We start from the raw sequence: 14,363 nt of genomic DNA on the forward strand, positions 1-14,363 counted from the left end.
TGGGGTTTCCCCATGTGAGAGTAGGTCATCGTCAAGATTAAATTCCGAAACCCCAATTGCGAAAGCAGTTGGGGTTTTGTTTTGCCTGCGAAAAAGTTTCGCCGATGCATTGATTCTCTCCAACTACCCTTATTAAAGAAAACGTCCTGAAGTGGCCGGGCAGTTTTTGGTATGGTGCAGCTCGTTTTTTACGGACAGCTGCCATGCCCATGGATCGGCATTCATTCATGTCAAAGAGTTGTTGTAGAAATGCCTGAAGCCATCCCGATCAAGGACCACGAAAAAGAGACGCGTCTGGTCAACAAGCGGTTGATTGCCTGCGCCTTGTTCGTCTTTGCCATCAGCTGCGCCCTTGTCGTGCGCCTGTACATCCTGCAAGTAGTGGAGTTCGACTACCACTCGACCATCTCGGAAAACAATCGCGTTCACGTCTTGCCAATCCCGCCGACGCGCGGTCTGATCTACGACCGCAACGGCGTGGTACTCGCCGATAACCGTCCCAGCTTCAACCTGACAATCACCCGCGAACGCGCCAGCGACGTCAATCAAGAGCTGGACGAGGTCATCAATCTCTTGCATCTGCCCGCGGAGGATCGCGCGGTTTTCGACAAGGCGATGAAGCAATCCCGTCATCCGTTTACCCCGGTGACGCTGTTCTACGAGCTGACCGAAGAGCAAATCGCCGTATTGGCCGTCAACGAGTTTCATTTGCCGGGCATTGATGTCGAGCCGCAATTTGTCCGCGATTATCCGCTCGGGGCGCATTTTGCCCATTCAATCGGCTACGTTGGCCGGATCAACGAAAAAGAAGCCAAAACCCTGGATTCGGTCGAGTACCGCGGCACTCAATCCATTGGTAAAACCGGCATTGAGCGATTCTACGAAGCGCAGTTACATGGCCATGTCGGTTATGAGGAAGTCGAAACCAACGCTCAGGGTCGGGTACTTCGAGTGCTTAAACACACCGATCCGGTGCCGGGTAAAAACATCGTGCTCAGCCTCGACGTCAAACTGCAGGAAGCGGCAGAGGCCGCCCTGGGCGATCGCCGTGGTTCAGTGGTAGCGCTTGATCCATCGACGGGCGAGGTATTGGCGATGGTCAGTAATCCGAGCTTCGACCCGAACCTGTTCGTGACCGGAATCAGCTCCAAGGAATACTCGGCACTGCGGGATTCCATAGATCGGCCGCTGTTCAATCGCGTGTTGCGGGGCTTATACGCCCCCGGCTCGACGATCAAACCGGAGGTGGCCATTGCCGGCCTGGATGCCGGTGTCGTGACCCCGCAGACCCGTGTGTTCGACCCCGGTTACTACCAGCTCCCTGATTTCGATCACAAGTATCGCAACTGGAACCACAGCGGCGATGGGTGGGTGGACATGGATGCAGCAATCATGCGCTCCAACGACACTTACTTCTATGATCTGGCCCACAAGCTCGGTATCGATCGCTTGCACGATTACATGGCGATGTTCGGCCTCGGTGAGAAAGTCTCGCTGGACATGTTTGAAGAGTCACCCGGCCTCATGCCGTCGCAAGCCTGGAAGCGTGCTACACGGCGCCAAGCCTGGTTCCCGGGCGAAACCGTGATCCTCGGCATTGGTCAGGGTTATATGCAGGTCACGCCGCTGCAACTGGCTCAGGCCACGGCGTTGATCGCGAACAAAGGAGTGTGGAACCGTCCGCACCTGGCCAAGACGGTCGATGGCGTCGCGCCGGTCGATGAGCACCCGATGCCGAACATCCTGCTCAAGGATCCGCGCGATTGGGAGCAGGTCAACCATGGCATGCAGATGGTCATGCACGACGCCCGAGGTATCGCCCGCGCGGCCGCGGCGGGTGCGCAATACCGCATCGCTGGCAAGAGCGGTACGGCGCAGGTGGTGGCGATCAAGCAGGGCGAGCGCTACAACCGCGAGAAAACCCTTGAGCGCCACCGCGACAACGCCTTGTTTGTCGGTTTCGCCCCGGCCGAACATCCGAAGATTGCCATTTCGGTAATGATCGAAAACGGCGAGGCCGGCGGTCGTGTCGCCGGGCCAGTGGTGCGGCAGATCATGGATGCCTGGTTGCTTGATCAGGATGGTCATCTCAAGCCGCAGTACGCGGTGCCGAGCAAGGCGCCGGGGAATCCGCACGTTTGATCGTTCAGTGGTCAGTGTCTGGCTGACAGCTTCTCGAGCAGGCTCGCTCGCTCCAGTGGAAGCCTTTCAACTGGGGAGCGGGTCTGTGGTTCAGAGCGGTGTCAGGCGCCCGGCACCGGGCAGCTCATGTCACCTTCTTCGCACTTCAGATACTGTTTCAACGATTCAACACGGGTTTTCGTCATGCTGGTCATGCAATTGCTGTAAATCAGCGGATAGACGCTTCCACCCGCGACGCCCGAGGCGGAGAACTTGCACTCGGTATCGCGAAACCCGATCCACGCGCGCTGCGCGCTGATTAACAGTTTCTTGCCATCCGGGTTGTCCTTCAACCGTGCCGTGATCTGCTGATACGCCGTGTTCAGTTCCTTGTCCGCCGCTTTGAAATCCTGGCCTGCACACTGATTCATTGTCGCCTGATCGCTGGCATTCGCGCAGTCAACGGCGGCATGGAGGAGCGGGGAGAACAGAAACGGCGACAGAGCCAAAAGCAGGCGCGGGGACATGGTCAGATCTCGCTGTATTAAAGGGCTGGTGCCGAGCAGTGTAGCGTTTGCGCTGCGTTTATTCAGTCGGGCGAATTCGGGAAGCTGCGAGCAAACGGTCGGCTATAGCCGCAATCTCTGCACCGTCGTGCAGGGTAGCGAGCCAATGCGCAGGAATGCCCTGTACGCCGTAATAGGCGCCGGCCAACTGACCGGTAATCGCAGCAGTGGTATCGGCGTCATCGCCCAGATTGGCCGCTTGCAATATCGCTGCTGCAAAGCTGTTCGTACGCTGAAAGCACCACAGCGCTGCTTCCAGCGACTGCACGCTGTAGCCGCTGCCTTTGATATCTGCCTCGGACAGGCTGAGGTAATCGCCACGGGCAATGGCCGCGACCTTGGGCTGCGAGAAGCTGGCGGATGACAGCCGGCGCAGCTCTGCTTTGCTTGCGCCTGCAAGGGCTTTGGCGATCAAGCCAGCCAGCAACTGGCAACACTCGATGGCTTCCGGGGCGGCGTGGGTAGTTCGCGAACTGTCGGCGGCAAAGGTGTGGATCTGCTGGAGATCGGGAAAGTAAAACAGCACCACCGGAGCCAGGCGCATCAGCGAACCGTTACCAGCGCTGTATGGGTCGGTCGAGCCGGCAAAAGGGTCAGCGGTTTGCTGATAGTGTGCCAGCGCCTGACTGACGGTCGTGCCGATATCGAAACACTCACCAGTCGAGCTGAGATAACCCCACTGCCACCAATTGAGATAGCGGCCCATCTGATCAACCGCATTGAAGCCATTTTTGGTCAGCAGACTTTCCGCCAGACACAACGCCATCGAAGTGTCATCGGTCCATTGCCCGGGTTCGAGGTGGAAGGGGCCACCACCAACCATGTCGGTCAACGGTTGGAATGATCCGCGTGGTTTGAACTCAACCGTAGTACCTACGGCGTCGCCGCACGCCAGACCGAGAAGGGCACCGCGATAACGATCGGCAAGGGATGGCAGCATGACGCAATCCTTTTCATTCATGTCGCTGGCAAAGGTACCAGCTTCGCTGCGAGAGGGGATCGGCATCCATCGTGGCACCGGCAAAAAATGGCAGCAGGATGTTTCCTTTCGGAAGTGGCTGCACCGCTTTGATACAACTTCACATTGGACATGTGGTCATACAAGCCTAGTGTTCAGAACAGGAGGTGACGTATGAAGCCAGTACCCAATAGTTTCGAACGCAAGATCACGCTCAAGGCGCCGCGTTCGCATGTCTGGCGTGCCTTGGTTGATGCCGAGGCGTTTGGCCAGTGGTTTGGCGTGGCGCTGGAGGGCCGTCGGTTCATCGCCGGTGAATGGACGCAAGGGCAGGTCACTTATCCGGGTTATGAACACGTTTTATGGAATGTGTTGATCGAGCGGGTCGAGCCGCAGCAGTTGTTTTCGTTCCGCTGGCATCCGTATGCAGTCAATCCGAAGATCGATTACTCCCAGGAGCCGACGACGCTGGTCAGATTCGAGCTGGAAGATTTCGAGGATGGCACGCTGTTGAAGGTCTCTGAATCCGGATTTGCCCATATTCCCGATATTCGCCAGAAAGAGGCGTACTACATGGACAGTCGCGGCTGGGAAGAGCAACTGAGCAGACTCGAGCATTTCCTCGCAGAGAGCGCCAAGGCCCGTGAAAGCGGTGGCGCCTGACACGGCTAGGGGTTTTCGGAAGGGCTTGTATGGCGAATGTCTTACACGCCTTGGTAGCTTTTACGACTATTACTGATTGGATCCACTGGGTAATCTACACACATCAACTGAGACACAGGGAGTGTTTCAGGATCAAGGATGATCGACCATTGCAAGGATCGCTGCCGACAGGGAGTCGATAATGGTCTTGGGAAAAACCCGCTTCGGCGGGTTTTTTTTCGCCTGCAAAAAGTGACGCGCTCAAATGGAAACACCGCCAAATGGCGGTGTTTCTGTTTCAGCAGATTACGACGCTATCAACTGGCGCAATACATAATGCAGGATCCCCCCGGCCTTGAAGTACTCCACCTCATTCAAGGTATCGATGCGGCACAGCACCTCGATTTTTTCCTGGCGCCCATCCTCACGGGTGATCACCAGCGGCAGATTCATTCTCGGCGTCAGCTCGACCCCGCTCAGTCCTTGGATTTCAAAGGTTTCCTTGCCGGTCAGGTTGAGGCCCTTGCGATTTTGGTCGAGCTTGAATTGCAGCGGCAGCACGCCCATGCCTACCAGATTCGAGCGGTGGATGCGCTCGAAGCTTTCCGCAATCACCGCTTTGACGCCGAGCAGATTGGTGCCCTTGGCCGCCCAGTCGCGACTGGAGCCTGTGCCGTATTCCTGGCCCGCAATCACCACCAGCGGCGTACCCGACGCCTGGTATTTCATGGCCGCGTCGTAGATCGCCAGTTTCTCACCGGTCGGAATGTAGATCGTGTTGCCGCCTTCCTCGCCGCCAAGCATTTCGTTGCGGATCCGGATGTTGGCAAACGTGCCGCGCATCATCACTTCGTGGTTACCGCGCCGTGAGCCGTAGGAGTTGAAGTCGCGCGGCTCCACGCCTTTCTCGCGCAGGTAACGCCCCGCAGGGCTGTCAGCCTTGATGTTGCCGGCAGGGGAAATGTGGTCGGTGGTCACCGAATCGCCGAGCAGTGCCAGTACGCGCGCACCTTTGACATCCTCGATTTGCGGCAGCGGGCCGGAGATATCGTCGAAGAACGGCGGATGTTGAATGTAGGTCGAATCGTCCTGCCACACGTACGTGGCCGCTTGAGGCACTTCGATCGCCTGCCACTGCTCGTCGCCGGCGAACACCTCCGCGTATTCCTTGTGAAACATGGCGGTGTTGACCTGATTCACCGCGTCAGCGATTTCCCGGCTGCTCGGCCAGATGTCGCGCAGGTACACCGGATTGCCTTGTTGGTCTTGCCCCAGCGGTTCGCTGCTGATGTCGCTGCGCACGCTGCCGGCCAGTGCATAGGCGACGACCAGCGGCGGTGAGGCCAGCCAGTTGGTTTTTACCAGCGGATGCACGCGGCCCTCGAAGTTGCGATTGCCGGACAACACCGAGGCCACGGTGAGGTCGGCTTTCTGGATGGCTTTCTCGATCGGCTCAGGTAGCGGCCCGGAGTTGCCGATGCAGGTGGTGCAGCCGTAGCCGACCAGGGAAAATCCGAGCTGATCGAGATATTGCGTCAGACCGGCGGCCTTGTAGTAGTCGGTAACCACTTTCGAACCCGGCGCCAGCGAACTCTTCACCCACGGTTTACGGGTCAGGCCTTTCTCTACGGCTTTTTTCGCCAGCAACCCGGCAGCCATCATTACGCTCGGGTTGGAGGTGTTGGTGCACGAGGTGATCGCGGCGATGACCACGGCGCCATTTTTCAGCCGATAGGTGTGGCCCTCGTATTCGTAATCCGCTTCACCGACCAGATCGGCATTGCCCACCGCAACACCACCGCCACCCTCGCTTTCCAGACGGCCTTCTTCCTTGCTAGTGGGTTTGAACTGCAGATCGAGAAAATCACTGAACGCCTGCGCAACATTGGGCAGCGAAACGCGGTCCTGCGGCCGTTTCGGCCCGGCGAGGCTGGCTTCGACGCTGCCCATGTCCAGCGCCAGGCTGTCAGTGAACAGCGGCTCCTGACCGGGCAGACGCCACAGCCCCTGCGCCTTGGTGTACGCCTCGACCAGTTTGACCACGGCCGGCGGCCGCCCGGACAGGCGCAGGTAGTCCAGCGTGACCTCATCGACCGGGAAGAACCCGCACGTCGCCCCATATTCCGGGGCCATGTTAGCGATGGTCGCGCGGTCGGCCAGAGGCAAGTCAGCGAGGCCGTCGCCATAGAACTCGACGAATTTGCCCACCACGCCTTTCTTGCGCAGCATCTGCGTGACGGTCAGTACCAGGTCAGTGGCGGTGATGCCTTCCTTGAGCTTGCCGGTGAGTTTGAAACCGATCACTTCCGGAATCAGCATCGACACCGGTTGACCGAGCATTGCTGCTTCCGCTTCGATCCCGCCAACGCCCCAGCCGAGCACGCCGAGGCCGTTGATCATGGTCGTGTGCGAGTCTGTGCCGACCAACGTATCCGGGAACGCATAGGTGCGCCCGTCTTCGTCCTTGGTCCACACCGTGCGCCCGAGGTATTCGAGGTTGACCTGGTGGCAAATACCGGTTCCCGGCGGCACCACGCTGAAATTATCGAAAGCACTCTGGCCCCAGCGCAGAAAGGCATAACGTTCGCCGTTGCGCTGCATTTCGATATCGACGTTCTGTTCGAACGCGCTGGCCGAGGCGAATTTGTCGACCATCACCGAGTGATCGATCACCAGATCCACCGGCGACAACGGATTGATACGCTGCGGATCGCCGCCGGCCTTGGCCATCGCCGCGCGCATGGCTGCGAGGTCGACCACAGCGGGTACTCCAGTAAAATCCTGCATCAGTACGCGGGCCGGGCGGTACTGGATTTCGCGGTCGGAGCGGCGTTCCTTGAGCCATGCGGCGATGGCCTTGAGATCAGCGCCGGTGACAGTTTTTTCGTCCTCCCAGCGCAGCAGGTTTTCCAGCAGCACTTTCAGCGACATTGGCAGTTTGTCGAGGTCGCCCAGGCTCTTGGCGGCGTCTGGCAGGCTGAAGTAGTGGTAGGTCTGGTCGTCGATTTGCAGGGTTTTGAGCGTTTTCAGGCTATCAAGGGACGGCATTACGATCACTCCTTTGAGTCCGCACGGCTACGGACTGAGGAAACGGACAGAGCATTAAACCTAGCCCTGTTTTGAATAGCTGGCTATTAACTGGACTCTGTGGCGAGAACCAAGGTTCCAACATCGGCTATCATGCGCCGGTTTTCGTGACAGGCTTTGCTGTAAAGCAAGGCTTGAGCAGCGCGCAGGGGACCAATCCTCGTCCTTTGCCCAGGAGTAACAATGAACACCCTATTCATGCATTGCCGACCAGGCTTCGAAGGCGAAGTCTGTTCGGAGATTTCCGACCTTGCCACCCAACTGAACGTGGCCGGTTACGCCAAGGCCAAAGCGGCTACAGCGTACGCCGAGTTTGTCTGCACCGAAGCAGGCGGCGCCGAGCGCCTGATGCGCGGTCAGCGTTTCGCCGAGCTGATTTTTCCACGGCAATGGGCGCGAGGCTTCTTCATCGATTTGCCGGAAACCGACCGTATCAGCGTGATCCTCGCGCACATGGCCGAGTTCCCGCTCTGCGGCAGCCTGTGGCTGGAAGTGGTCGACACCAACGACGGCAAGGAGCTGTCGAACTTCTGCAAGAAGTTCGAAGGCCCGCTGCGCAAAGCCCTGACCGCTGCCGGCAAACTGGTGGACGACCCCAGCAAGCCGCGCCTGCTGCTGACGTTTAAAAGTGGCCGCGAAGTGTTTCTCGGCATGGCCGATGCTGGCAACTCGGCGATGTGGCCGATGGGCATTCCCCGGCTGAAATTCCCCCGCGAGGCGCCGAGCCGTTCAACGCTGAAACTGGAAGAAGCTTGGCACCACTTCATTCCGCGTGATCAATGGGAAGACCGTCTGCACAGCGACATGACCGGCGTCGACCTGGGCGCCGCGCCTGGCGGCTGGACCTGGCAACTGGTCAATCGCGGCATGCTGGTAACCGCCATCGACAACGGCCCGATGGCCGAAAGCCTGATGGACACGGGGCTGGTTCAGCACCTGATGGCTGACGGCTTTACCTTCAAGCCCAAGCAACCGGTGGACTGGATGGTCTGTGACATCGTCGAGAAACCGGCGCGTAACGCGGCGATGCTCGAAGAATGGATCGGAGAGGGCCATTGCCGTGAGGCGGTGGTGAACCTGAAGCTGCCGATGAAACAGCGTTATGCCGAAGTAAAGCGTTTGCTCGAACGCATCGCCGACGGCTTCAAGGCGCGCGGGATCAAAGTCGATATTGGCTGCAAGCAGCTGTATCACGACCGCGAAGAAGTGACCTGCCATTTGCGTCGGCATGACACAAAGAAAGCCAGATCCCGCTGACACAATACGAAACCCTGTGGGAGCGAGCCTGCTCGCGAAGGCTATCTGTCAGTCAACACATCATTGGCTGACCCAGCGCTTTCGCGAGCAGGCTCGCTCCCACTGCAGTGTGGCGTAACACCGCAGGTGACCGAACACCCGGCAATGCGCGACAATGCCGGCCAGTTTCAGGAGTAAACCATGAGTGAAATGATCGATACCCCGGTCGACGGTACCCTCGACGCCACCGGCCTCAATTGCCCTGAGCCGGTGATGATGCTGCACCAGCACATCCGTGATCTGGCGCCTGGCGGCCTGCTCAAGGTCATCGCCACCGATCCGTCGACCCAGCGCGATATCCCCAAATTCTGCGTGTTCCTCGACCATGAACTGGTCGGCAAGCACGAAGAGGCCGGTACTTACCTGTACTGGATTCGCAAGAAAGACGCCTGAGCCCGGAGCCAACGCTAAGACAAATGTGGGAGCCAGCCTGCTGACGATGACGGCAAATCAGTCGATATCTCCGTGACTGATTTGCCGCGATCGCCAGCAGGCTGGCTCCCATTTTTTTGTTGCGGTAGAAAGTGCTCAGCCAGCCGAGCGACTGATGCGGATGCGTTTGCGCGCGCTGCGGGTCAGGCGGATCGACAGCATCAGTGCCGCACAGCTCAAGCCGACAATCAGACCCTGCCACAGACCGCTCGGGCCGCGTGGTTCGCCGAGCCAGTCGGTCAGGCCAAGGGCGTAACCCACCGGCAAGCCGATGCCCCAATAGGCGAACAGGGTCAGAATCATCGTCACCCGCGTGTCCTGATAACCACGCAGGGCGCCGGCGGCGGTGACCTGGATCGCGTCGGAGAACTGGAACAACGCCGAATAGACGATCAGCATCGCGGCAATGTGGATCACTGTCGGATCGGCGGTGTAGATCGCCGCAATCGGTTCACGCAGTGCCAGCATCATGCTCGCCGAAAGACAGGCATAGGCCAGTGCCGTGGCCATGCCGACACCCGCAGCAAAACGCGCCTCGCGCGGTTCCTCACGGCCGAGCGCCTGACCGACGCGCACGGTGACGGCCATGCCCAGCGAGTAGGGGATCATGAACACCAGCGAACTGACGTTGAGGGCGATCTGATGCCCGGCGACCACCGTGGCGCCGAGGCTGCCGATCAGCAGGGCGATCACCGCAAAAATGCTCGACTCGGCAAACACCGCGATGCCGATTGGCAGACCAATCGCCAGCAGCCGCTTGATCACCGCCCACTGTGGCCAGTCGAAACGGCTGAACAGTTCGCTCGAACGATACGCCGGTGCCCAACGTTCGTAGCCGGCCATGCCGAGGGCCATCACCCACATGACGATCGCCGTGGCCCAACCGCAGCCGACGCCGCCCATGGCCGGCACGCCGAAATGGCCGTAAATGAAGATGTAGTTCAGTGGAATATTCAGCGCCAGCCCGCACAGGCCCAACACCATCGCCGGCCGCGTGCGGCCCAGTCCATCGCTGAAGCAACGCAGCACATGGTAGATCGCCACCGCCGGCAGACCGCTGGCGATGCCATGCAGATATTGCATGCACGGACCGATCAGTTCCGGATCGACGTTCATCAAGTGCAGAACGGGCTCGGCGGCGATCAGCATCGCCGTCGCGATCAGGCCCACCACCAGCGCCAGCCATAGGGCCTGACGGACAATCGGGCCGATCTCGCTGTGCGTACCGGCGCCAAAGCGCTGTGCGACTTTCGGTGTGGTTGCCAGCAGTGTGCCGGTCATCAGCAGAAACACCGGCACCCAGATCGAGTTGCCCAGCGCCACTGCCGCCAGGTCCTTCGGCCCGACACGCCCGGCCATCACCGCATCGACAAAGCCCATGGCGGTGGTCGCCAGTTGCGCGATGATGATCGGCAAGGCCAGGGCGAGCAGGGTTTTCAGCTCCAGGCGAATCCGCGCGGGGCGAGAAAGGCTAACGGCGACAGGTTGATCAGTAACGGAATTCACAGGCAAAACGTCCACAGGTGTTGATGCGCAAGGCGCCGCATTCTACGCCGCTGACATTGCAGTCAGGAAAAATCCTCGTAGCGGATTTGTAAGCGCAAAGGCTGCTGGCCCGGGAAGCGATCTGCACCTAAACTGCCGATCCGCCCAAGGAGCCCGCCATGCTGATTGTTGCCGACGAAAATATCCCGCTGCTCGATGCCTTTTTTGCCGGGTTCGGCGAGATCCGCCGAGTGCCTGGCCGTGCCATCGACCGTGCGACGGTCGAGCAGGCCGACGTACTGCTCGTACGCTCGGTGACCCAGGTCAACCGAGCGCTGCTGGAGGGCAGCAAGGTGCGCTTTGTCGGCACCTGCACGATTGGCACCGATCATCTGGATCTGGATTATTTCAACCAGGCCGGAATCACTTGGTCGAGCGCGCCGGGCTGTAATGCACGCGGTGTGGTCGATTATGTGCTGGGCAGTCTGATGACCCTCGCTGAAATCGAAGGCGTCGATCTGGCTCGGCGCACCTACGGTGTCGTCGGCGCAGGCGAAGTCGGTGGGCGCTTGATCAGCGTGCTCAGAGGCTTGGGTTGGAATGTGAAAGTCTGCGACCCGCCGCGTCAGGCTGCCGGAGGCGGCGATTACGTTCGCCTGGAGCAGATCATCGAGCAGTGCGATGTGATCAGCCTGCACACACCGCTGACACGTAGCGGTGAAGGCGCAACCTGGCATCTGTTTGATGAGCAACGTTTGCGCCAGCTCAAGCCCGGCGCATGGTTGATCAACGCGGCGCGTGGCCCGGTGGTAGATAACGCCGCGCTGCGTCAGGTGCTGCTGGAGCGGGAAGATCTGCAGGCCGTGCTCGATGTCTGGGAGGCCGAGCCCGAAGTCGACGTCGCCTTGGCTGAGCTCTGCGTGCTGGCGACCCCACACATCGCCGGTTACAGCCTTGATGGCAAGCAGCGCGGCACGGCGCAGATCTATCAGGCGTTTTGCGCCTTTATCGGCCAACCCGCGAGCATTCAGCTCGCTGAGCTGCTGCCGGCGCCGTGGTTGGCGCAAGTGACGCTGCACGCCGACAGTGATCCGGCGTGGGCGCTGGCCATGTTGTGTCGTGGTGTATATGACCCACGCCGTGACGATGCGGATTTTCGCCGCAGCCTTGTAGGCAATGTCGCTGAGCAGCGTGCGGCGTTTGATGTGCTGCGCAAGCAGTATCCAGTGCGGCGCGAGATTGAAGGTCTGCAAGTGCGGGTTGACGGGGAGGCGCCGGCATTGGCGCAGATCGTAGCGGCGCTGGGGGCTGTGGCAGTCTAGAAAACCGAGGCGACGCTTTCGCGAGCAGGCTCGCTCCCACAGGTTCTGCGTACGCCGTAGACCCTCTGTGCGAGCCTGCTCGCGAAGGTTGCAATACAGATCCAGAATTGCACCCATAAAAAACCCGGCAAACAGGGCCGGGTCAGGAAGACGGTGGTTATATCACTCTTGTTCGGCAGGCTTGACCAATCGCTTTTCCAGTTCGCGGCACGCGTCCTGGATCATGTCTTCAGTGATCGGTACTTCACGCCCGTCCTTATCGATAATCGAGCAACCCAGAGACTGATCGGGCTTGGTGCGAATCACTTGAATCTTGTCTTCGCTGGTGTGTTGCAAGGACATGGCCTGTCTCCTCATCAGGTTGTGCGCCTAGATTAAAACCGCCGCGTGACCGGGCTGTGACAACTCCCTGTGGTCGGTCGGCGAACAGCATCCTTACTCAAACAGAATTGGCCGTTCGTCTCAACCGCAACCTTAGACCAATCGTTTCTAGCATCCATTGATCACGGGCATATTTAACCTGACTCATTGTGATTTACAGAGTTCCACCCCATCTGAGTCAACAGGCAGGCCCTATTCACCCAGCGGATGTGAATTCCATGATTTCGTTGCTTTCTTCCCGGCACCGGCGCGCTTTGCGTCTGACCAGTCATTTTCTCCTGCCGTATCGCTGGTATGCCTTTGGCGCGCTGCTCGCACTGATCGTGACCGCCGGCATTACCTTGTCGATGGGGCAGGGCATCAAATTACTGGTGGATCAGGGCTTCATGACCCGATCGCCGCATTTGCTCAACCAGTCCATCGGGCTGTTCATGCTGCTGGTGCTCGGGCTGGCGGTGGGCACCTTCGCGCGTTTTTATCTGGTGTCGTGGATTGGCGAGCGTGTGGTCGCCGACATTCGCCGCCAGGTGTTCAACCATCTGGTGTATCTGCATCCGGGTTTTTACGAGGACAACCGCAGCTCGGAAATCCAGTCGCGCCTCACCGCCGATACCACGCTGCTGCAATCGGTGATCGGCTCTTCGCTGTCGCTGTTTTTGCGCAACTTGCTGATGGTGATCGGCGGCGTTGTACTGCTGTTCATTACCAACCCCAAGCTCACCAGCATCGTGGTGATCGCACTGCCGCTGGTGATCGCGCCGATCCTGCTGTTCGGCCGACGCGTGCGCAATCTGTCGCGCCAGAGTCAGGACCGTATCGCTGACATCGGCAGCTACGTTTCCGAAACTCTCGGTCAGATCAAAACCGTGCAGGCCTATAACCATCAAGTCCAGGACGAGCAGCGCTTTGCCTTGACGGTTGAGCAGGCGTTCGACACCGCGCGCAAACGGATTTTTCAGCGCGCGTGGCTGATCACACTGGTGATCGTGTTGGTGCTTGGCGCGGTGGCGGTGATGTTGTGGGTCGGCGGCATGGACGTCATGGCCGGGCGAATTTCTGCAGGGGAACTGGCGGCATTCGTTTTCTATAGCCTGATCGTCGGCAGCGCCTTCGGCACATTGAGCGAAGTCATCGGTGAACTGCAACGCGCGGCCGGCGCAGCTGAGCGCATCGCCGAACTGCTGCGTTCGGAGAACATCATCCAGCCACCCACGACTGGACTGGTGACCTTGCCGGCCCGTGTCAAAGGTGAACTCGAACTTAAGGATGTGCGGTTTTCCTACCCGTCGCGTCCAGAAAGCTACGCGGTCGACAGCTTGAATCTGACCGTGAAAGCGGGCGAAACCCTTGCCTTGGTCGGGCCGTCCGGTGCAGGCAAGTCCACGGTTTATGACCTGTTGCTGCGTTTCTACGATCCGCTGGCGGGGCAGATCCTGCTCGACGGCGTGCCACTGACACGTCTTGATCCGCTGGATCTGCGCCGTTGCTTTGCCCTTGTCTCTCAAACGCCTGCGTTGTTCTTCGGCACCGTTGAGGAGAACATTCGCTACGGTTGCCCGGGGGCGACGCTGGAGCAGGTCAAGGAAGCCGCCCGCATCGCCCATGCCCACGACTTTATCGAGCAAATGCCTGACGGCTACCAGACGCACCTGGGCGATGGCGGCCTCGGCCTTTCCGGCGGCCAGCGCCAGCGCCTGGCCATCGCTCGGGCGTTGCTGGTCGACGCGCCGATCCTGCTGCTGGACGAAGCCACCAGCGCCCTCGACGCGCAGAGCGAGCACCTGATCCAGCAAGCCCTGCCCAGCCTGATGCACAACCGCACCACGCTGGTGATCGCCCATCGTCTGGCCACGGTCAAGAATGCTGACCGCATTGCCGTGATGGATCAGGGCAGGCTTGTGGCGATCGGTACGCATCAGGAACTGATTGCCAGTAACCCGTTGTATGCGCGGTTGGCGGCGTTGCAGTTCAATGATGGTCGGTCTGTTTCAACGGATGAAGCACCGACCTAGTAACCGACCCAGTAATCGACCCAGTAATCGACCATAAAAAATGCCCGTATCTCACGATACG

General features: G+C 59.6%; 11 protein-coding genes. 6 read left to right on the forward strand and 5 right to left on the reverse strand.

What is annotated here, in order from left to right; genetic code table 11:
* The first annotated feature begins 249 nt into the window (after window positions 1-249).
* Complete coding sequence (mrdA, locus tag ACYYKW_RS18520) at window positions 250-2,142, forward strand: penicillin-binding protein 2 (RefSeq protein WP_464990785.1); 1,893 nt, start codon at window positions 250-252, stop codon at window positions 2,140-2,142.
* A 101-nt stretch (window positions 2,143-2,243) separates the two neighbouring features.
* On the opposite strand, the gene ACYYKW_RS18525 is transcribed toward mrdA, so the two are convergent.
* Complete coding sequence (locus ACYYKW_RS18525; protein WP_464990786.1) at window positions 2,244-2,648, reverse strand: lysozyme inhibitor LprI family protein; 405 nt, start codon at window positions 2,646-2,648, stop codon at window positions 2,244-2,246.
* A gap of 58 nt (window positions 2,649-2,706) precedes the next feature.
* Window positions 2,707-3,627, reverse strand: a complete 921-nt coding sequence (locus tag ACYYKW_RS18530; RefSeq protein WP_093099853.1) for an ADP-ribosylglycohydrolase family protein — start codon at window positions 3,625-3,627, stop codon at window positions 2,707-2,709.
* Window positions 3,628-3,819: 192 nt separating this feature from the next.
* Between ACYYKW_RS18530 and ACYYKW_RS18535 the strand changes: the two genes are divergently transcribed.
* On the forward strand, window positions 3,820-4,308 hold the full coding sequence (locus ACYYKW_RS18535; RefSeq protein WP_093099856.1) for an SRPBCC family protein: 489 nt from the start codon (window positions 3,820-3,822) through the stop codon (window positions 4,306-4,308).
* A 285-nt stretch (window positions 4,309-4,593) separates the two neighbouring features.
* Here the strand turns inward: ACYYKW_RS18535 and acnA are convergent, their stop codons facing one another.
* Window positions 4,594-7,335, reverse strand: a complete 2,742-nt coding sequence (acnA, locus tag ACYYKW_RS18540; protein WP_464990787.1) for an aconitate hydratase AcnA — start codon at window positions 7,333-7,335, stop codon at window positions 4,594-4,596.
* A gap of 222 nt (window positions 7,336-7,557) precedes the next feature.
* Between acnA and rlmM the strand changes: the two genes are divergently transcribed.
* Together rlmM and tusA are read left to right on the forward strand one after the other, a co-directional pair.
* The gene (gene rlmM / locus ACYYKW_RS18545; RefSeq protein WP_464990788.1) at window positions 7,558-8,631 is read left to right on the forward strand and encodes a 23S rRNA (cytidine(2498)-2'-O)-methyltransferase RlmM; all 1,074 of its coding nucleotides are present in this window, start codon (window positions 7,558-7,560) and stop codon (window positions 8,629-8,631) included.
* A gap of 180 nt (window positions 8,632-8,811) precedes the next feature.
* Window positions 8,812-9,063 carry a sulfurtransferase TusA gene (tusA, locus tag ACYYKW_RS18550; protein WP_203418809.1) on the forward strand — a complete coding sequence of 84 codons (252 nt, stop codon included), beginning with the start codon at window positions 8,812-8,814 and terminating at the stop codon, window positions 9,061-9,063.
* A 135-nt stretch (window positions 9,064-9,198) separates the two neighbouring features.
* Here tusA and ACYYKW_RS18555 read toward each other — a convergent pair whose 3' ends face one another.
* Window positions 9,199-10,608, reverse strand: coding sequence for an MATE family efflux transporter (locus tag ACYYKW_RS18555; protein ID WP_093099862.1), 1,410 nt, complete (start codon window positions 10,606-10,608; stop codon window positions 9,199-9,201).
* A gap of 158 nt (window positions 10,609-10,766) precedes the next feature.
* On the opposite strand from ACYYKW_RS18555, the gene pdxB reads away from it, so the two are divergent.
* Entirely contained in the window at window positions 10,767-11,909 is a 1,143-nt protein-coding gene (pdxB, locus tag ACYYKW_RS18560) for a 4-phosphoerythronate dehydrogenase PdxB (protein ID WP_464990789.1), read from the forward strand.
* Between the two features lie 162 nt (window positions 11,910-12,071).
* Here the strand turns inward: pdxB and ACYYKW_RS18565 are convergent, their stop codons facing one another.
* A complete protein-coding gene (locus ACYYKW_RS18565; protein WP_336357097.1) occupies window positions 12,072-12,251 on the reverse strand; it encodes a PA1571 family protein in 180 nt (59 codons plus the stop codon).
* A gap of 257 nt (window positions 12,252-12,508) precedes the next feature.
* On the opposite strand from ACYYKW_RS18565, the gene ACYYKW_RS18570 reads away from it, so the two are divergent.
* Window positions 12,509-14,302 (forward strand): ABC transporter transmembrane domain-containing protein, encoded by a 1,794-nt coding sequence (locus ACYYKW_RS18570; protein ID WP_464990790.1) that lies wholly within the window; start codon window positions 12,509-12,511, stop codon window positions 14,300-14,302.
* Window positions 14,303-14,363 lie beyond the last annotated feature (61 nt).

The organism is Pseudomonas sp. 15C, from assembly GCF_055484735.1.

Coding starts and splice junctions, on each gene's coding strand:
- ACYYKW_RS18570 (WP_464990790.1), top strand. CDS start 12,509: ATGATTTCGTTGCTTTCTTCCCGGCACCGGCGCGCTTTGCGTCTGACC.
- ACYYKW_RS18525 (WP_464990786.1), bottom strand. CDS start 2,648: ATGTCCCCGCGCCTGCTTTTGGCTCTGTCGCCGTTTCTGTTCTCCCCG.
- ACYYKW_RS18530 (WP_093099853.1), bottom strand. CDS start 3,627: ATGCTGCCATCCCTTGCCGATCGTTATCGCGGTGCCCTTCTCGGTCTG.
- ACYYKW_RS18535 (WP_093099856.1), top strand. CDS start 3,820: ATGAAGCCAGTACCCAATAGTTTCGAACGCAAGATCACGCTCAAGGCG.
- tusA (WP_203418809.1), top strand. CDS start 8,812: ATGAGTGAAATGATCGATACCCCGGTCGACGGTACCCTCGACGCCACC.
- pdxB (WP_464990789.1), top strand. CDS start 10,767: ATGCTGATTGTTGCCGACGAAAATATCCCGCTGCTCGATGCCTTTTTT.
- ACYYKW_RS18565 (WP_336357097.1), bottom strand. CDS start 12,251: ATGTCCTTGCAACACACCAGCGAAGACAAGATTCAAGTGATTCGCACC.
- mrdA (WP_464990785.1), top strand. CDS start 250: ATGCCTGAAGCCATCCCGATCAAGGACCACGAAAAAGAGACGCGTCTG.
- acnA (WP_464990787.1), bottom strand. CDS start 7,335: ATGCCGTCCCTTGATAGCCTGAAAACGCTCAAAACCCTGCAAATCGAC.
- rlmM (WP_464990788.1), top strand. CDS start 7,558: ATGAACACCCTATTCATGCATTGCCGACCAGGCTTCGAAGGCGAAGTC.